This is a genomic window from Bradyrhizobium sp. LVM 105 (genome assembly GCF_003957705.1).
Classification (GTDB): domain Bacteria; phylum Pseudomonadota; class Alphaproteobacteria; order Rhizobiales; family Xanthobacteraceae; genus Bradyrhizobium; species Bradyrhizobium frederickii.
Genome location: NZ_QZMV01000001.1, coordinates 980,954 through 998,188 on the forward strand (window position 1 = coordinate 980,954; position 17,235 = coordinate 998,188).

Annotated in this window: 15 protein-coding genes; 3 read left to right on the top strand and 12 right to left on the bottom strand. The window is 64.2% G+C overall.

All coding sequences use genetic code 11. The features are described 5' to 3' along the window. Positions 1–11 precede the first annotated feature (11 nt). The 7 genes from D6B98_RS04665 to D6B98_RS04695 form a co-directional block, all read right to left on the bottom strand. The gene (locus D6B98_RS04665) at positions 12–1,415 is read right to left on the bottom strand and encodes a capsular polysaccharide export protein, LipB/KpsS family (protein ID WP_126255717.1); all 1,404 of its coding nucleotides are present in this window, start codon (positions 1,413–1,415) and stop codon (positions 12–14) included. Between the two features lie 4 nt (positions 1,416–1,419). After that, a complete protein-coding gene (locus D6B98_RS04670; RefSeq protein ID WP_164718380.1) occupies positions 1,420–2,808 on the bottom strand; it encodes a surface carbohydrate biosynthesis protein in 1,389 nt (462 codons plus the stop codon). A 67-nt stretch (positions 2,809–2,875) separates the two neighbouring features. Beyond that, positions 2,876–4,330: a lipopolysaccharide biosynthesis protein gene (locus tag D6B98_RS04675; RefSeq protein WP_245481242.1), complete on the bottom strand. Its 1,455-nt coding sequence runs from the start codon at positions 4,328–4,330 to the stop codon at positions 2,876–2,878. A 71-nt stretch (positions 4,331–4,401) separates the two neighbouring features. Then, on the bottom strand, positions 4,402–5,223 hold the full coding sequence (locus D6B98_RS04680) for an SDR family oxidoreductase (protein WP_126255719.1): 822 nt from the start codon (positions 5,221–5,223) through the stop codon (positions 4,402–4,404). Positions 5,224–5,236: 13 nt separating this feature from the next. Further along, entirely contained in the window at positions 5,237–5,938 is a 702-nt protein-coding gene (locus D6B98_RS04685; protein WP_126255720.1) for an acylneuraminate cytidylyltransferase family protein, read from the bottom strand. Further along, positions 5,935–6,843 (bottom strand): Gfo/Idh/MocA family protein, encoded by a 909-nt coding sequence (locus tag D6B98_RS04690; RefSeq protein ID WP_126255721.1) that lies wholly within the window; start codon positions 6,841–6,843, stop codon positions 5,935–5,937. The genes D6B98_RS04685 and D6B98_RS04690 overlap by 4 nt, the downstream gene beginning before the upstream one ends. Beyond that, entirely contained in the window at positions 6,840–7,889 is a 1,050-nt protein-coding gene (locus D6B98_RS04695; protein ID WP_126255722.1) for a nucleotidyltransferase family protein, read from the bottom strand. Before D6B98_RS04695 ends, D6B98_RS04690 begins: the two co-directional genes overlap by 4 nt. A gap of 195 nt (positions 7,890–8,084) precedes the next feature. On the opposite strand from D6B98_RS04695, the gene D6B98_RS04700 reads away from it, so the two are divergent. Continuing rightward, positions 8,085–8,696, top strand: coding sequence for an acetyltransferase (locus tag D6B98_RS04700; protein WP_126255723.1), 612 nt, complete (start codon positions 8,085–8,087; stop codon positions 8,694–8,696). Here D6B98_RS04700 and neuB read toward each other — a convergent pair. The 5 genes from neuB to D6B98_RS04725 all read right to left on the bottom strand — a co-directional run bounded on the left by neuB (position 8,693) and on the right by D6B98_RS04725 (position 14,489). Beyond that, entirely contained in the window at positions 8,693–9,763 is a 1,071-nt protein-coding gene (gene neuB / locus D6B98_RS04705; RefSeq protein WP_126255724.1) for an N-acetylneuraminate synthase, read from the bottom strand. The two genes, D6B98_RS04700 and neuB, sit on opposite strands and share 4 nt — an antisense overlap. Continuing rightward, positions 9,760–10,938: a UDP-N-acetylglucosamine 2-epimerase gene (gene neuC / locus D6B98_RS04710; protein ID WP_126255725.1), complete on the bottom strand. Its 1,179-nt coding sequence runs from the start codon at positions 10,936–10,938 to the stop codon at positions 9,760–9,762. The genes neuB and neuC overlap by 4 nt, the downstream gene beginning before the upstream one ends. After that, on the bottom strand, positions 10,931–12,142 hold the full coding sequence (locus D6B98_RS04715; protein WP_126255726.1) for a LegC family aminotransferase: 1,212 nt from the start codon (positions 12,140–12,142) through the stop codon (positions 10,931–10,933). The genes neuC and D6B98_RS04715 overlap by 8 nt, the downstream gene beginning before the upstream one ends. Beyond that, positions 12,135–13,154, bottom strand: a complete 1,020-nt coding sequence (locus D6B98_RS04720; protein ID WP_126255727.1) for an NAD-dependent 4,6-dehydratase LegB — start codon at positions 13,152–13,154, stop codon at positions 12,135–12,137. The genes D6B98_RS04715 and D6B98_RS04720 overlap by 8 nt, the downstream gene beginning before the upstream one ends. 132 nt (positions 13,155–13,286) lie before the next feature. Then, positions 13,287–14,489: an HAD-IIIA family hydrolase gene (locus D6B98_RS04725; protein ID WP_164718381.1), complete on the bottom strand. Its 1,203-nt coding sequence runs from the start codon at positions 14,487–14,489 to the stop codon at positions 13,287–13,289. A gap of 434 nt (positions 14,490–14,923) precedes the next feature. On the opposite strand from D6B98_RS04725, the gene D6B98_RS04730 reads away from it, so the two are divergent. Next, positions 14,924–15,787, top strand: a complete 864-nt coding sequence (locus D6B98_RS04730) for a hypothetical protein (protein ID WP_164718382.1) — start codon at positions 14,924–14,926, stop codon at positions 15,785–15,787. Positions 15,788–15,797: 10 nt separating this feature from the next. Further along, positions 15,798–17,207 carry a DUF6418 domain-containing protein gene (locus tag D6B98_RS04735; RefSeq protein WP_126255730.1) on the top strand — a complete coding sequence of 470 codons (1,410 nt, stop codon included), beginning with the start codon at positions 15,798–15,800 and terminating at the stop codon, positions 17,205–17,207. The last annotated feature ends 28 nt before the right edge of the window (positions 17,208–17,235 follow it).

Consider the following 17,235-nt stretch of genomic DNA (forward strand, 5'->3'; position numbering starts at 1 on the left):
GATGGGTCCGTTCAGTTCACGCGGGCCGGCTCGGCGATTGCCGCGCGCAAGGAGGCCGCAAACGTGTCGAGCAGATTGGGATCGCTGATATAGAGCTCGCCCGGATAAGACCGGCGCCAGGCAGACTCGAAATAGGGTGCGCCCTTGGCCGGATCGAAAGACCCGGCGGAGAGCGCCTCGCGCAGCCGGGCAGGTACGTCGGCCAGACGATTGACCGCATATACCAGCGGACAAGAGCGGTAGAACGCATCGCCCATCACCACGACCGGCTTGCCGAGCAGCAGCGCCTCGGCACCCGACTTGCTGTTGACGGAGATGACCGCATCGGCACGATTGAGCACGGTGTAATTGTTGGTCTGCGGCGGCAGCAGCACGAAATTGTCGAACCGGCGCGCCAGCTCGAACAGGCGGTCGGCAGAGATCGCGCCGATCTGAGCGGGGTGCTCCTTCACCACCAGCACATGCGAGTCCGGGATCGTCCGCAGCAGGAAGTCGACGGTCGCGACCTGGTCGAGATAGTCTGGCGAGCGCAGCGTCAGCGCCATGTCGGCCGGGACGTGGAACGGATAGTAGACGAAGGGCGCCTCGGGCATCGGCTTGTAGAGCTTGCGCAGCCGTGTCGCGTTGAGCGCCATCGCGGCGTGCACGCGGGCGTGACGCAGATTGTGCCCGAACTCCTGGTGCTTGCCGAGCGCGAACTGGTCCCACAGCTTTTCGCTGAGACGGCGGGCGTTGCGCAGGTTCACGACCTTCTTGAAGGCCGCCGAATAATGATGCTGGTCCTTCTTGGGGATGACGATCGCGCGCTGCGTCAGTGTGTCGTCCAGATAGGCGCGCACCTCCGAAGACACGGCGTCCGCCGGCGCCGGCATCACGTCGGGTGCGCCGAGCGTGTCGGGCGTGAAGTACATGCGGCCGCGAAAGAACGAAGGCTCGATGAACCAGTTGCGAATGTTGCGGCGCTTGGCGGCATAGAAGCTCGCAAGCACCGAGAGAAAGCCGCCCAGCTCCTGCACCAGCTCGGCGCGCTTGCCTTGCCGCTCCAGCCGGTCGAGCACCGCCTCCATCGCGTTGCCATAGATCATGAAGCGCCGGCGCAGCGCGGCAGTGTCGCGGATGCCGAAGGTGAAGCGCTCGTGGCTGAACAGGAAATTGGTCCCGTCGAGCCCGTAGGATGCGACGCGCGCGTCGAACGCGCCGCGATCGTCGGGTGAGGGGCCGGCCTTGAGGCCCTCGCGATACATATTCGTGACCGGCACGCCCTCCGCAGCCGACATCTCTGCGCTGCGATCGTCGAAGGCAAGCAACTCGACGTCATGGCCTGCCTCGCGCAATCGCTGTGCGACCGGAATCCAGAACCGGGTCTGGTATTCGGCAAGCGTGGTGATGAGAATGGTCTTTGCAGATGTTGCCATGGCTCTATTTGGCGTGTTCGATCGCAATGCTCGCGAGCGGCAAGCCCGTCGTCGCGCAATGCGCGCGTTTTGCCGTAAATCGAGACGGACTGGCCTGATCGTGAGCGGCGATGCGCTGGAGCAGGGACTGGACGAAGGACGGCGCGATCCGTTTGTCGCGCCGGGCCGGATTGAACTGGCTGCGTAGCCGCTCGGTGACCGCCGAGCCGAGCGCGGCGCTGGCGGCACCCTTGACGATCTGACCAAGGCTCGGCTTGGCACGCGTTCCCTTCACCGTGGCAAGCAGCGAGACGTAAGGCCGGTGCGAGTTCGTTGTGCCAATCAGAACATCGGCGACGCGTTCGGCGGCTTTTCCGTCGTTGAGATGGAAGAAGGCCTCGATATCGGCGGCGTGAACGCGGGCGAAATCGAAGGTCTCAGTCTCGCGCTCGATGTGATCGATCGCGCCGAGCAGCTCTTCGAACGAGGCGATCTGACGACTGACACGCGCGGGCAACGCGGCGTGGCCTGCCGTGGTCGGGGTGTTCAAATATTCGAGCTGGAGCGGAAGCTTTCCGAGCAATACCGATTCGACGGCCGTCCCGCAGTTGAGATGGATGACCGCGGCTGCATTGCGGATGCGGTCGAGCACGCTGCCGGTGCCGTCGATCAGGACGTTGGCGTGGCGCGAGAGCGCATTGCGATAGACGTCCTCGCTCTCGAAGGGGTGTGGACGCACGAGAATGTTGCGGTCGGGCCGCGCGGCGGCGAGCCGGTCGATCTCGACGAGATAGTTGGCGAAGACCTGCTTCAGGTCCGCGATGAAGCGATCGACGTAGGCGCCGTCCCAACCGGCCCGCACCATGGCCTCGCGCTCGCCGCCCGGCTTGCCGCTGAAGCGCGAATTGACCAGCGGAAAGTTGGCGTTGACGAGCAGATAGCCTCGCGGCTCTCCGTCGAGCAGCGCGCGCCAGCGCGGGGCAGCGAAATCGAAGCGCGGACACCCGGTGAGATGAAGCTGCTCCGGCTTCATCGTTCCGGCCGCGAGGAAGGCGTCGTGCAGCCGGCTACCCCAGAAGAAATAGCCCGCCAATATGTCGGCGTAGCCGCTGCCTTTGATGTGGGCGGCCATCGCCGGCGGCGAGTTGCCGCCCTTTTCTGCCAGCACGCCGCCTTCGGTATCGAGCACGTACAACGCCAGGCCCGCTCTGGCAAAGCTGCGCATCAGGTCGAGATTGACGGGACGCGCGTAGTTGACGACCAGTGCGTCCAGCCCAAGTCGCGGGACATCGACGGCCTGCTCGTACATCGGCACCAGCGCGACGGCGGCGCCGCGCCGGGCGAGCTGATAACCGAGCATGACTGCCCCCGGCAGGTCACGCTTGGGGTGATCGACCACCAGGCCTATGCGCACCGTTCGTGTCTCCTGGTGTCGATCAAGGTGTTCATCGATCTCCTGAACATACTGGTGTGCATGTGAGCTAGGTCGACGCCCAGCCGAAACGCTGGCCAAGTTCCGCGAAGATCGCCCGCTGGCGGTCTTCCAGAACGAGAAAATACTGGATGGCCCAGCTCACCGCACAGAACGAGGTGATCGCAAGCCCGAGTCCCCAGAGGCTGTGGATTGCCAAATGGTCTGCAAGCTTGAGCAGCAACAGGCCCAGGACCGCCAGAATGGCGGCCTGGGCGAGAAGTGCTCTCAGGAGGCGGTAGGAGTCAAGCTGCAACCCGCGGCTCACGGCCCGGATCTGCAACGGTAGAATGACGGCGTTCCCCACGACTTGGCCAAGGATCAACGCTCGTTCATCGAACAGGTGCAGCGTCGCAAGCGCGACCGCGGTCCACACCGCCAATTGATAGATCATGAGCCGGTTCAGACGCGACTGCACGTCTGTTCGGGTCAAGAACATGACGTTGCCGAAGGCGAGGTACTGAGCGCAGATCGGGACCAGGAAGCTCAAGCCCATCCAGAAGGCGTAGGGAGCCATCTGTGGGCCGATCCATACCTGCATGATCTCGCGGGATAGCACGGCGGCCGCCACCAGCGGCGGAACCGTGAACATCGGCAGGATGATCAGCCCAAATTCGCCGAGGCGCTGGAACGCCGCAGCGTTGCCGCGCTCGTCGAGGCGGCTTGCCACCGGCAGCAGGGCCGATGTCAGCAGACCAACGACGACCTTGGATACCCGAGGCAGCCTGACCAAGGTGTCGTACACCCCGACACCCTTGGGCCCGAACAAGAGGCCGACCAGGAAGGGTTGAACCGGCAGCGCCAATCCGCCCGTCAGCTTCCCCTGCGCGAACAGCGCGCATCGGTGAATGAGCTCGCGCCGGATCGGCGCGTCCCACATAGCAAGTCTGACTTTGCGCACGACGGCGACGAAGGCAGCGACGAACACCAGACATGCGCGCATTAAGGTGCTGGCGAGGTAAATATAGGCGACCAGCTCGAACGAAGCCGCGGCATTAGCGGCCCAGATCGTGCAGGCGACGTAGGCGATCGTTGAGCTCACCTCCGCCAGCCGCAGGACGTTGTAGCGCTCAAAGCCCTTGACAATGCCTTCCCAGACCAGCGCCGGGATCAACACCAGGTTGGCAAGCGCGGTGTAGCGCAAAATATCCGAGAACCTGTCGGCGTGAGCGGTATCGACACGGAGTGCGATGGTCAGGTAAGGCGCACTGATCCAGATGGCGGCCGCGACAAGTCCTGCGAGGCAGCCCGCGATCACGGTCAGAAGCGCCAGCTGCTGGCCGGCGATCCGCCAATTGCGATGCTCCCGCGCCCGCGCGACCGCTTGCGTCGTGACCTCGGAGAGGCCCAGATCGAGCAGTCCCATCATGCCGCTCGGCAGCAGGATACGGGCCAGCACGATCAGGCCGAACTCGGTCACGCCCCAGGTGCGGATGATGACAGGTATAACGACGAGGCCGAGCACCGCCGAGATCCCGAAGGCCGCGCTGGATATCAACGTGTTGCGGATCAGCTGTCTGAGCATGCCCGGCCGGCTCACCACGCGCTCAGTCCGCCATCGACGGCGATGTTTTGGCCGGTCACGTAGGATGCGGCATCCGACACCAGGAACAGCATGGTCCCCACCATCTCGTCCGCGCGCGCCATGCGGCCGAGCGGGATACGGGCGCCATAGCGCGCCTTGAAGGTCTCGTTCTGGCCGCTCTCCACCCCGCCGGGGGTGAGGGTATTGACGCGAACGCCTTTCGCCGCCCAGTAGGTGGCCAAGTGTTTCGTCAGGCCGATGACGCCGGCTTTGGACGCGGTGTAGACCGCCGGCGTGTTGATGGCGCGGCCGAGATATTCGGAGCCTTCGTAGATGCGCTGGTCGGGCGCCATCAGACCGTAGATCGAGGCGGTCTGCACGATGGCGCCATATCCGCGCTCGGCCATCCGGCCGCCGAACACCTGCGCGACGTTGAACATGCCGTCCAGGTTGACCGCCATGATCTCGCGCCAGGTGTCCTGGGAGAATTTCTCGACGGGCGCAAAGAAGGCATCGACGTCGCGGGTCTTGCTGGCGGCGTTGTTGAGCAGGATCGAGACTGGCCCGAGGTCGGCCTCGATCGCATCGGCCGTGGTGCGGACGGAGCTGGGCTCGGTGATGTCGCAGCCATAGCCCTTGGCGCGGACGGCGTGGCGTGACGTGACGTCGGTTGCCGCCGCATCGGTCGCAGCCTGATCGAGATCGACGATCGCGACATTGGCGCCGAACTCGGCGAGGCCTTCGGCGAAGCGACGGCCGAGGATGCCGCATCCGCCGGTGACGACGGCCGTGCGGCCGCTCAGATCGAACAGAGCCTTGAAGCTCGTGGTCATCGCTTGGGCCTCCTCAGGCCGACAGTCGTTGGCGTAGCAACAGTTCGACCAGCGCGAAATCGAGATCGGAATCGATGTCGATTGAGCGCTCTTCAGGCATCTCGAACAGACGCGTGTCGGGATAGAACACCGCCGGCTGCGCCAGGAACGGCGCGACGCGCCAGACATAGATCGACGCGTTCATGTCGAAGCAGCGCGGCGCATCCTGCCGGCGCGTGATCGGAGGATCGGCGGATTTGGAAAGGCCGATGCTGCCATCGGTGCGCTGCTCGACCAGATTGAAATAGGGCGAGCGGCGCGCCGGCGCCCCGGTGATGACGTTGCGCGCGCCGCTCTCGCGCAGCAGTGCCACAGCGCCGGTGATGTCGGAGGCCAGCCTGAGCGGCGAGGTTACGTCGAGATCGACGAAGATCTCCGGCGTCTTGCCCGTTTGCGCAATGGCCTGCTCGAGGCAGTGGCGAATCGCCGGCAGCTTCGGCGCGGTATCGGTCGCCATCTCGTCGGGGCGCCTGACCGCGATGTCGGCGCCGGCCTTCAGCGCCGCCTCGAGCAGGGCGTCCGAATCGCTGCTGAAGGCGATCGCATCGAACAGGCCGGTCTCTCGCGCCTGCGCGATGCTCCACGCGAGCACGGGCTTGCCCAGGAGATCGCGCGCATTCTTGCCGACGACCCCTTTCGAGCCCCCACGCGCGCAGATGGTGCAGAGGAGACTCATGGCGATATCCAGGTCTTGGTGCGCAGCGCCCGCTCGCTGGCGTCGATCAGATGGACGACGCCGAGCGCCTCGGGCAGCGAGCAAGCCGGGCTCGCGCCGCGCATCGCCGCGACATGCATGTCGCGATAGCTCTGGTCGCGCTCGCTGGGGATCTCCGTCGTCTTGCCGTTGACCGTGAGGCGGCTGCCGACGAGGTCGGCCTCGATGGTGTCCTCGTCGACATTGACGCGGATGCGGCGGATGCCCTGCCGGTCGAGGTAGTCCATATGGACGTGGACCGATGGTGCCCGCTGCATGTCGAGCAGCAAGTCGAGGTGGTCGTCGACGTCGATGTCGCGCGCGCCGGATGCGCCGCCGAGCGCCGCGACGCGATGCCACGGCCCGAACAGCCACAGGAGGTAGTCCAGTTCGTGGCTGAGATCCCGCAGCACGCCGCCTCCGGAATCAACCGTGGCGGATGCGGTCGCGCGATGATCGCGGCCGGGCCGCCAGTCCCTGATGTCCTGGCCGACATAGGCGGCGACGGTGATCACGTTGCGCCCGCGCAGTCGTTCGGCCAGCGTCGTCATCACGGGATGAAAGCGCAGATTGTATCCGACGCTGACATGGGCGAACGGATATTTCGGGGGAGGAGCCGGTGTCGCGAACAGCGGCTTTTCGACAAGGACTTTGCCATCGAAGCCGGCCTCCGCGAGCTCTTGCAGATTGGCTGCATGGCGCGCGGTCTCGGTGGCGATCACCACGTAGTCCGGCTGCGCCGCCACGATGGCCTGCGTGATCGACCCGTAGTCGCCGCCTTCGCGGCGGCTGACGGTCGCGACCTCCAGCCCGAGCTCGCGCAGGATGCGCGCATGCCTTGTGCCGATCGAGCCGAGGCCAACCACGGCGGCTTTTGTCGAGGTCACGGGAAGACCTCGTGAAACTCCGCGTGAGCTTGCTCGAAATCCTCCAGGCGGCCGATGTCGAGCCAGTATTCCCGAATGGGATAGACTGCGACCCGTCCCTTGTCGGCGATCACCCGCTCGAGCACGGTGGGCATGTCGATGCTGATGCCGGGCGTAACGTGGCTGAAGACGGACCGGCCGATCACGTAGATCCCGGCGCTGACGAACCAGCTCTCGGTCGGCTTCTCGCGGATGGCATCGAGAAAACCCTCCGAGGTGGACACCACGCCATAGGGGACGTGGACCTTGTGCTCGCGCACCGCCATCGTCGCTTCCGCCGGCGTTCCGTTGTGGAAATCGAGCAGGGCCCCGTAGTTGATCGTGGTGAGGATGTCGCCGTTGGTGACGATCATCGGCAGGTCCGGCGGCGTCCTGAACAGTCCGAGCGCGCCTGCAGTCCCCAGGCGTTCGGTTTCGTGGATGTACTGGATGTTGGCGCCGAAGGCGGCGCCATCGGCAAAGTAGTCCTTGATCGTCTCGGCCTTGTAGTTGACCGAGATGAAGATGTTGCCAAAACCCTGCTGCACGACGTTGCGGACGATCGTCTCGAGCAGCGGTCGGCCGCCGACATTGAGCATCGGCTTCGGCACGTCGCGCGTCAGCGCGCCCAGGCGCTCGCCGAGGCCGCCCGCCATGATCAGGACGGGGTTCGGATAGTGAGCCGGCTCGAGCAGCTCATCGAGCGTCTCGACCACGACCAGATGGCCGCCCTCGTCGACAAGCGGGAGCTGCTTGATCGACTTCTGCCGCATCAGCTGCAGGCGCTCCTCGCGCGGCAGCGTCGCAGGAACCGACACCGGTGCACGGTTCATGATGTCGGTCGCAAGGCCGGTGAGCGGTACACCCCGCAGCAGCCCGCGCCTCACGTCACCGTCGGTGACCAAGCCGAGCAGGCGATTCTGGTCGTCGAGCACGAGCGCGATCTGAATGCTTCCGCTCTCGATGGCGGCAATAGCCTCGCCCACGGTCGCCCGCGTTCCAACGACGGCCTTACGCCAGGATTTCATGGCAATCTGCCTCGTTTACGCCAGATATCGGGGGTGGCCCACCGCTGAGCCTGCTATATCGCGGCTGCGAGAGGCGGCGTCAACCCCAACGGCACCCCGTGAGCAGCTCTGTTAACCTCAGGGTTTCGCGGTCTGAATCGACGGTTTGAAGACCCGCGGTCCCCCGTTAAGATCGCCCCGCGCAGGGGAATCGCGATGGATGATCTCATCATCATAGGCGGCGGCGAGCATGCCTTCATGGTCTACGAGGCGGCGCTCTCGTCCGGCCAGTTCAGGGTCGTCGGCTTCCTCGATCGCCAACCCGGAACGCTTGGCGACGTCAGCTATCTCGGAACCGACGATGCCGCGCCTGAGTATCCCGATGCTGCCTTCGTAGTGGGAATCGGTTCGATGCAGGCGGGGCCCGCACGCCGGCAGATCGTCGGCCGCATGCAGGTCAAACGCTGGGCATCTGTGGTTCACCCTCGTGCGATCGTCTCGCCGTCGGCCGTGATCGGCGCAGGTACCGTCATCATGCCGGGCGCGATCGTCAATGCGCGGAGCCGGATCGGCGATCACTGCATCATCAATTCCGCTGTCGTCGTCGAGCACGACGTGCGGATCGGTGATTGCACGCATCTGTCGCCGGGAACCGTGGTCGGTGGAGGCGCCCAGATCGGCGAGAACTGCTTCATCGGTCTCGGTAGCCGGATTAGGGATCATATCGCGATCGGTAACGACACGCTGGTCGCGATGGGGTCGGTGGTCACGGCTCCATGCCCGCCGGGCTCCGCCCTTCGCGGCGTTCCAGCCAAGCCGCAAGGCTAGATCGGCTCGTCCGGCTCGAGCGCGCGCGGCGCAACCGTTCCGACCAGCGACCAATAGTCGATCGGCGGCCGGCCGCCGCCGGGTCGCTTGGCGGTGATGTCGGCGGGTCCGATGGTCTCGCCAGCCTTCAGCGCACGCGCCGCAACGATGCTCTTGCGCGCCACAGGGACGTTCCTGATCTCGGATCCCCTTGGCGTCTTCACGCCGTCGCCGAGCGCGCGTTCGACGTTGCGGATGGCGACGACCATGCGCCTGAAATCGTCCGGCTCGACCGAGGCAGCGTGATCGGGGCCTTGCGCCTTACGGTCGAGCGTCAGGTGCTTTTCGATGACCGTCGCGCCGAGCGCGACGGCGGCCACCGAAACCTCGAACCCATCGGTGTGATCGGAATAACCAACCGGAAGCTGGAATGCCGTCTGCATCGTCGCCATCGCCGCGAGGTTCACGTCACCGATGGGGCAGGGATATTCGGTCGTGCAATGGAGCAGGCTGACGTGCCGTGCGAGCGCCGCGCGCGCGGCCGGATCGCGCCACGCCGCGCGGAAGGCGGCGGTGCCGGGTGGGTCGTCGGATGGGCCGTAGCCATGCGCGAGGACGCCCAGCGCCTCCTCGATCTCGCCGAGCGTTGCCATGCCCGTCGACAGGATCAACGTCGCGCCGGCTTTCGCGGCCGCATGCAGCAGCGGTGCATTGGTGAGATCGCCGGATCCGATCTTGATGCGCGGCAGTCGCAGCGACAGCAAGAAGGCGAGCGAAGCGTCGTCGAACGGCGTCGACAGGAATTCGATGCCGCGCTCCGTGGCCCGTTCGATCAGCGTGCGATGCGCGGCCTGCGGCAGCTCGAGTCGTTCCAGCATGGCAAGCTGGCTCTCGGCAGCATCGGTGGTCCGCTGCTGATAGTCGGCCTTCTTCGCCGTGCCGCCCGCCAGTGCCTTCGCGTTGAAAGTCTGGAACTTGACGATGTCGGCACCGGCGTCGGCGGCGGCGTCGACCAGCGCCAGTGCCTTCTCCAGGCTTCCGTCGTGATTGACGCCCGCTTCCGCGATGATCAGCGTGTGCGTGGTCATGCCTGCACCCCGCTTGGCGGAAGCTCGTAGAAGCCCTTTGCAAGCAGCTGCCGGAAATCCGGGATGCCGGCAACGATATCGGCAAATCGTCGGCTGGACTCGCCGTCGCCGTAAGGGTTGACGGTGGCCTGGCGGCCGCGCTGGAGCGCTGCCGCGATGGCGGCGGCAATGGCGCCGCGCTCGGGGGCTGCGTGAAACACCGAGGCCGCGCGCGCGCGTCCCTTCTGACGGTCGCCGATATCGACCGTGGGAACGCCGAAGGAGGGCGCTTCGAGCACGCCGCTCGAGGAATTGCCGATCACCACGTCCACGAGACTCATCAGGCTGAGATAGCGAAGCTGGCCGAGCGAGGCGACCGCGATCGTGTTCGGCCGGCCGGCCGCGAATGCCTCGATCCTGGCGTTCAAGGCGCGGCCCTCGGCGTCGGCGTTGGCGAGCGTGAACACGAAACGAAAGGCGGGATCGAGCGTCGACAGGGCCGCGAACAATTCGTCCAGTTCGGCCACCGAGCGCCCGGCTTCGACCGTGACGGGGTGAAACGTGATGAGTGCATTGCGTTCGCCCAGCGGCATCCCGATCGCGCGGCTGATGCCGTCGCGGTCCATCAGATCGAGATGCTTGATGGCGTCGATGCCGACCGAGCCGATGGTGTGGATGCGGGACGGGTGCTCCCCCAGCTGCATCAATCGCCGCGTCGAGTCCTGATTGCTGGTGAAATGCAGGTGCGACATCTTGCTGATGGCATGGCGCGTGGATTCGTCGACCGCGCCCTCGGTGACGTCGCCACCAAACAGATGCGCCATCGGCAGCCGCATGAACATCGCAGCCTGCGCGGCTGCGAACATCTCGAAACGGTCGCCGAGCACGACGACGAGATCGGGCAGTAGCCGAGTGAAGGTATCGGCAAAGCCGATGACGCCGAGGCCGACCGATTTCGCGACGCCGGCGCCGGTGTCGCTGCTCAGCAGCGTCTCGACGCGCGCGTCGACCTCAAATCCTTCGTCGCCGATTGCGTCGAAGGTGTAGCCGAACTCCGGCGCGAAATGCATCCCGGTGGCGACAAGCTGAAGTGTCAGTCCGGGCGTTCCCCGGATCGCGCGCATCGGCCAGACCAGCAGGCCAAAATCGGCGCGGCTGCCGGTGACGAAGCAGATCTTTCGCGCGCCCCTATTCATCGCGGGCCCTGATGCTGGCGCTGCTGGGGAGGTTGATCAGGCGGCGCTCGATGGATTCCGCTGTCGAAAGATCGCCGCGCGGGCTTTGTGCGAACATCGGCAGCTTGTGCATCAACGTCCAGACTGGGCGCGCGCCGAAGCCGGCGTCGTTGAGCGCGGCGAGAAGGTCGTTACGCCTGTCGGCATACGCCTCGTCGAGCAGGATGGCGTTCAGCCAGTAATTGCTCGTCGTGCCCGCGGGCTCGCGCGAGAAGCGCACGCCGGGCACCTCCGCAAAAACCCGTTCATAGGCCGAAGCCAACTTCCGCTTGCTCGCCAGGAAGCCGTCGAGCTGCTCCAGCTGCGCGCAGCCGAGCGCCGCGTTCAAGTTCGGCAGCCGGTAGTTGAAGCCGATCTCGTCGTGGACGAAGGCCCATTTGTGCGGCAACTTCGCCGTCGTCGTCAGGTGCTTGGCGCGGCGGCCGAGTTCCTCGTCATTGGTCAGGATCGCGCCCCCGCCGCCCGTCGTGACGATCTTGTTGCCGTTGAAGCTGAGTGCTGCAAGGCGTGCCTGTGATCCGACCGCACGGCCTTTGTAGGTAGATCCCAGCGATTCGGCGGCGTCTTCGACCAGCGCGATGTTCCAATCATTTGCAAGTGCAGCGATCGCGTCCAGATCGACGGGATGGCCGAAGGTGTGCATCGGAGCGATCGCCGCAATGCGGCGGCCGGTCTCGCGGTTGATGGTCCCGGTTGCAGTCTTCTGCGCGATCGCGTCGAGCCGCACCGCGAGTGCGCGCGCGTCCATGCCAAGCGTTTCGAGTGAACTGTCGACGAAATGCGGTGCTGCGCCGCAATAGGCGATCGCATTCGTCGTCGCGATGAAAGTCAGCGCCGGCGAGATGACCTCGTCGCCGGGTTCGACGCCTGCGAGCCTGAAGCAGGCGTGTAGCGCGGCCGTGCCATTGACGACGGCGACCGCGCGCTTGGCTCCGGTGACCTCCTCGAGCATGCGCTCGAACCGATCGACGAAGGGGCCGACCGAGGAGACGTAAGTGCTCTTGATGCACTCTTCGAGGTAAGCGATCTCGTTGCCGGCGAACACCGGTTCGTGCAGCCCGAGAATGCCGTTCGGCGTTCCCACCGCGCGGCGCACGGCATCGACGATCTTTTCTTGGTCGAAGCCTGACCTTGTCACGGGACCGTCCACCATTGTCTCAGACATTGTACACGTCAGCCTTGTAGCGGCTGAGGTTTGCGGGATTGGTGAACCAGTTCACCGTCCTCACCATACCCTGCCGCATGCCCTCGATGCCGCCGAACTCCGGGCTCCAGCCGAGCTGCTGGCGGGCCTTGGAATTGTCGGCCCAGAGCCGCTCGACCTCGCTGTTGGCGGGGCGCAGGCGCGCTTCGTCGGTCTCGATTTCGATCGTGGTCCCCATGACATCGGCGATCATCTGCGCGGTCGCGCCGACCGAGATCTCAAAGCCGCTGCCGAGATTGATGGTCTGGCCCACGACCTGTTCCGCGGGCGCCGTGAGGCCCGCGATCAGGCCGCGTGCGGTGTCGGTGACGAAGGAGAAATCGCGCGTCGGGCTGACGGCCCCGAGGCGGATCTTCCGCTTGCCCGTCGCGATCTGGCTGATGATCGTCGGGATCACTGCGCGCGCCGATTGCCGCGGGCCGAATGTGTTGAACGGACGGATCACCACGACGGGCATGTCGAAGGATGCCTGGAACGACAGCGCCATCTGATCCGAGGCGATTTTCGATGCGGAGTAGGGCGACTGCCCGACCAGCGGATGGCTCTCCTTGATCGGAACCGTCTGCGCCGTGCCGTAGACCTCGCTGGTCGAGGTCTGAACGAAGCGCCGCACGCCCGCCATGCGCGCGGCCTGGAGCACGTTCACGGTACCGCGCACATTGGTCTCGACATAGGAGTCGGGCGCGACATAGGAAAAGGGAATGGCGATCAGCGCCGCCAGGTGCAGGACATCGGTGCAGCCGCCGGCGGCCGCGATCATGAAATGCGGGTCGCGGATGTCGCCAGCCACCACCTCCACCGACGCCATGATGTCGGCCGGTATCGTGTCGAGCCAGCCCCAGGAGTTGAAGGAATTGTAATAGACGACCGCCTTGACGCGGGCTCCGGCTTTCACCAGCTCCTCGACGACATGCGAACCGATGAAGCCGTCGCTCCCGGTAACGAGGACGCGGGCGTCCCTCAGATCTGCCATGCCGGACCCCAAAAGGCGATTACGCCAATATTCGCAACAAGATGGCGCTATAGCACACTGACGGTCGCGCGCAACAGAGCTGCGCTCGGAGGCTGTCAAATGTCCGGGGATGCAGCGTTTTTTGTCGCGCCCCTAAGGCCTGTCGGTCGGTCTCAGGCGCTGTTTCACGAAAGCCTCCAGATTTCCGCCTTCGAACAAGTGACCCGCCAGGCCGGCTGCCCGTGCCGCTTCCATGTCGCTTTCCTTGTCCCCGATCACCATGCTGCGCGTCATGTCGATCGGAAAGCGCCGGGCGAGATCGGTGATCATGCCCGGCGCCGGCTTGCGCCGGTCGCTCACACGACAGTAACGCGCGACGGTTCCGTCGGGGTGATCGGGACAGTATTCGAATGCATCGATATGTGCGCCGACCTCTGCCATCTGATCTGCCATCCAGCGGTGCAGAGTGTCGACGTGATGCTCCTCGTAGTAGCCGCGTGCGACGCCGGACTGATTGGTGATGACGAAGGCAAAATAACCGGCATCGTTCACGGCTTTTACGGCCTCGCGTGCGCCATCGATCCAGTCGAGCTTGTTGGTTTCGAACGTGTATCCTGAATCGTGGTTGAGCACGCCGTCGCGATCGAAGAACACGGCCGGCCGCTGCAGTTGCCGGCGCAATTCGCGATCGGCGCGACCGAAATCGTCGGGAATGCCGATGTCGATGAAGTAGCCGCGATAGGCCGTGCCGCGCAGCGCGCCGGACTTGGCGAGGCTGGGGAAGACCTCCTGCTCGAGCGAAGCGGGAAGCGTCGCGATCTCGTCGAGAACGGACTTGTCGATGACGTAGATGCCGGCATTGACCGGCCCCGTGGCCCCCGCACCCGGGGCGATGAAGTCGCGCACCATGTCACCATCGAGTACGACGCGGCCATAGCGGTCCTCGACGACGCCGTCCCGCAACGCCATGTGAACGCGACCGTCATGCGCGCGGGCGATCAGATCGAGCAGGTTGAAGTCGAACAGAGAATCTCCATTCAGCAGCAGGAAGCGGTCGTGCAGCAAGTTGCGCGCATGTACGAGCGCGCCGCCGGTGCCGAGCGGCTCCGTCTCGCGGGACACGACGATTCGCGTCTGCCCCCTGGCGGCTGCCGCGTAGTGCGTCTCGACGATCTCCGCCTTGTGGCCCGCCAGCAGCAGGATTTCATCGAACACGCCATAGCGTACGAGTTCGTCGATCAGCGTGTCGAGAAACGGTCGCCCGCCGATGTCGAGCATCGGCTTCGGAACGGTTTTGGTGCGTTCGCCGAGGCGGGTGCCGAGTCCCCCGACGAGGATGACGGCCTGTCTCAGCATGACGGCTCTTCCCATCGGCACCTCGGTCGAAGGTGCGCAGCAAATGTCTGTCTCAAGGTTCTGGCTCTTGTTGGATCGAGCTGTGATGGCCGGATCTTCTCCCAACGTCGGTCGATCGTCGACAACGGCTTAGCGGACGACACTGAGTGACAAGACCCCGCACCACCGTCAATGGCGAGCTGTTCGCTGCGACCGGAACTGTTGCGGGCTGTTTACGCTTGGCGACGTCCGGAGGCAACGAGCAAGGGAGAAGTCGTCGATTGTCTTATCGAACGAACCGGGCGGAGCGCAGGCGGGCGATCATACGAGATCGCTCATCGAGAGCCCTTGGCTATGGGCCGATTGATCAACCAGAGACAGCCCGGTATGATAATGACCGAGTTCCCCATCCGTGTTGTGGGGGTTGCCGGGGGGGGGGCAAGAGTCACATGCCGATGGCCGAGCGTTCGCCGCAAGCTCCAGCGTTTCTGCAGCTCGCGAGATGGTTCCATGTTGCTGTCCGAGCAGCGCGGAAACATTGGGTCCTTTCGCTCATGATCGGGGCAATCTTGTTGGCTGCTCTGGGCTCGCTTGCCGTTGGCCGGAAGGTGGAATCCTGGACCGCGACCTCGACGATCGCGATTGGTACGGTGCCCACCCTTCAAAGTATTTTCGGGACCGCTGGGGCAGGAGTTGAGCCCATGGAAAGTGCCCGTGATCTGGTGACGCGAATCGGAGCGGTCCAGTTTCAGAGCACTGTTCTGGCCGATGCTCGAAAGGCGCTTCCCGACTCGCGTGGGGCGTTTGGTGGAGCCTCATTGCGCGGGATCGTTATTGACGATTCGTCGATCCGCCTGGAGGCGAGCTCAGCCTCGAAGGAGGAAGCGGCGACCCTGCTTCAACAGGGTATTCTTGCGATCCAGGCCGCACACAAGAGACTATTCGAGCCGAGGATGGAGTTGTTTCATTCGGTGCGCGCGCGCCTGCAAGATGCGAGAGCGCAGCTCAACGATGCATTCAGGAAGGGCAGTATGGACTTCACGCCGGCGCGGCCGGAGGGGGGGTCCATCGGGGTTGCCTTCATGGAGAGTCCGGGGGCTTCGGTCGACAGGATACTCAACGTTGATACGCGCATTGCTCTGCTGACTTATATTGAACGCACCGTGAAGATGACGGGGCCGCAGGATGGTTCGTCTCCCGCCACGGAAGGGCCGAGGGAAGTCAATCTCGTGCAAAGAGCCATCCTGGCGGGCTTGGGCATTCTGCTTTTCATCGGTCTTTTGACCTACTTTCTGAGGCGGCCGGCGCGGCTCGGCTAGGACTTCGGCAATGACCCTGCTGGCTGGAGCCTCCATACTACTCTTCTTCGTCTGGCTGGGGCTATTCAGGTCGGCGATCCTCATTTGTCTTGCCTTTCTTTTGTTTACCTTCGCATGGCGAACGATCTCCTCGCTCTATATCGATCTCGCGGGCCCTGTGTTCTCGTCCCAGCTTCAGATGTTCATTGGACCCGGCGTCATGACGGTGTTCCAGTCGATTGCGTATTTTCTGACGCTTCTTCCCTTCCTCTGGGTCTTCAATTCGAGGGCGCTCGATGAATGGGCGCGGGCGACTCCAACTCCCGGACTGCCTACGTCCCAATCTCAACTGACCCTTTCGGACGTCACGTTCTACGCGTCCGTCCTCTTCTTGATCTTGCTTTTCGGTGCTCTGATTAAGGGAGGTGTCATTCCGTTGTTTGCCAGGATCGAGCGTTGGACCTTCAACGAACAGGCCGGTTTCCTCCATCGCCTGGTGATCGAACGAGGCGACATGCTCTGCTTCTGGTGGGGCACCATGTTCGTGGCCGAGCGATTGAGACGCCAACGATACGATTACCGCTTCGTGGGTTTGCTGGCCGTCCTCACCTTCTACATGTTTCTCGCGGGCGGGCGTTTCTCGCCGTTCTACCGATTTTGTGCGTTCTTTGTCATACCGTTTTCCGCGGTGCTGATCGTTCAGGCGCGAGATCTCGGGAGCGGAAGCTTGTTCAGCTTGCTGTCCCGGATTACCGACCGCCGCATCGTGCTGGCCGGCACCGGCGTCATTGCGCTGACGGCCATGATGATTGCATTCGCGCTCTATTGGAATCTGACCAGGGTCCGAGGGTTCGAGGGTCAGGCGGCGCTGGATGCTTTTGTCGAGCGCGTTCTGGTGCAGCCCTCGGAGATAGGATGGGCGTCCTATCAACGCGTTTTGGTCAACGGAGATTGGGACGCGCGCCACGTCTTCGATTTCCTGTTCGACCGCCCCATCGTTGCGGGACGGAACACGACCCCGCAGCTTCTTATGTCCGAAACCATTGGTGAGCCGCGGACGACGGAACACATCATGGGCGGTTTTCAGTTCGCGGGCGGGTTTCCCGAAATTTTCTTCGAACTGTTTGGTCCTTATTTCGGCTGGATCTTCCTGCTGGGGGCCGGTTGGCTCACTGCGCTCCTCTCAGCTGTCATGATCCGGTCGATCATCTTCGAACGATATCTGACGGCGGCTCTAGCTTTTTACGTGCTGTACGGCATCTACGTGATGTACATCGGCGGCATGCTGAACTTTGTCGCGACGCCGACATATTGGGTGAAGATTGCTGCGCTGTTTGCGGCAATCATTATCGAAGAGCGGGCGCCCATTCTTCCGTGGGTGCTGGCCGACAGGACTCGATTGTTTCGCCGCTTTGTGGTTCGAGGTCGGCAATTGCCCTGACACAACCCGCAATTCTGCCAAGCAACGA

Bases quoted from the DNA above. Each gene is read 5' to 3' on its own strand.
- D6B98_RS04695 (WP_126255722.1), bottom strand. From the start codon at position 7,889: ATGAAATCCTGGCGTAAGGCCGTCGTTGGAACGCGGGCGACCGTGGGC.
- neuC (WP_126255725.1), bottom strand. From the start codon at position 10,938: ATGAATAGGGGCGCGCGAAAGATCTGCTTCGTCACCGGCAGCCGCGCC.
- D6B98_RS04725 (WP_164718381.1), bottom strand. From the start codon at position 14,489: ATGCTGAGACAGGCCGTCATCCTCGTCGGGGGACTCGGCACCCGCCTC.
- D6B98_RS04665 (WP_126255717.1), bottom strand. From the start codon at position 1,415: ATGGCAACATCTGCAAAGACCATTCTCATCACCACGCTTGCCGAATAC.
- neuB (WP_126255724.1), bottom strand. From the start codon at position 9,763: ATGACCACGCACACGCTGATCATCGCGGAAGCGGGCGTCAATCACGAC.
- D6B98_RS04680 (WP_126255719.1), bottom strand. From the start codon at position 5,223: ATGACCACGAGCTTCAAGGCTCTGTTCGATCTGAGCGGCCGCACGGCC.
- D6B98_RS04730 (WP_164718382.1), top strand. From the start codon at position 14,924: ATGGCCGAGCGTTCGCCGCAAGCTCCAGCGTTTCTGCAGCTCGCGAGA.
- D6B98_RS04715 (WP_126255726.1), bottom strand. From the start codon at position 12,142: ATGTCTGAGACAATGGTGGACGGTCCCGTGACAAGGTCAGGCTTCGAC.
- D6B98_RS04720 (WP_126255727.1), bottom strand. From the start codon at position 13,154: ATGGCAGATCTGAGGGACGCCCGCGTCCTCGTTACCGGGAGCGACGGC.
- D6B98_RS04685 (WP_126255720.1), bottom strand. From the start codon at position 5,938: ATGAGTCTCCTCTGCACCATCTGCGCGCGTGGGGGCTCGAAAGGGGTC.
- D6B98_RS04700 (WP_126255723.1), top strand. From the start codon at position 8,085: ATGGATGATCTCATCATCATAGGCGGCGGCGAGCATGCCTTCATGGTC.
- D6B98_RS04735 (WP_126255730.1), top strand. From the start codon at position 15,798: ATGACCCTGCTGGCTGGAGCCTCCATACTACTCTTCTTCGTCTGGCTG.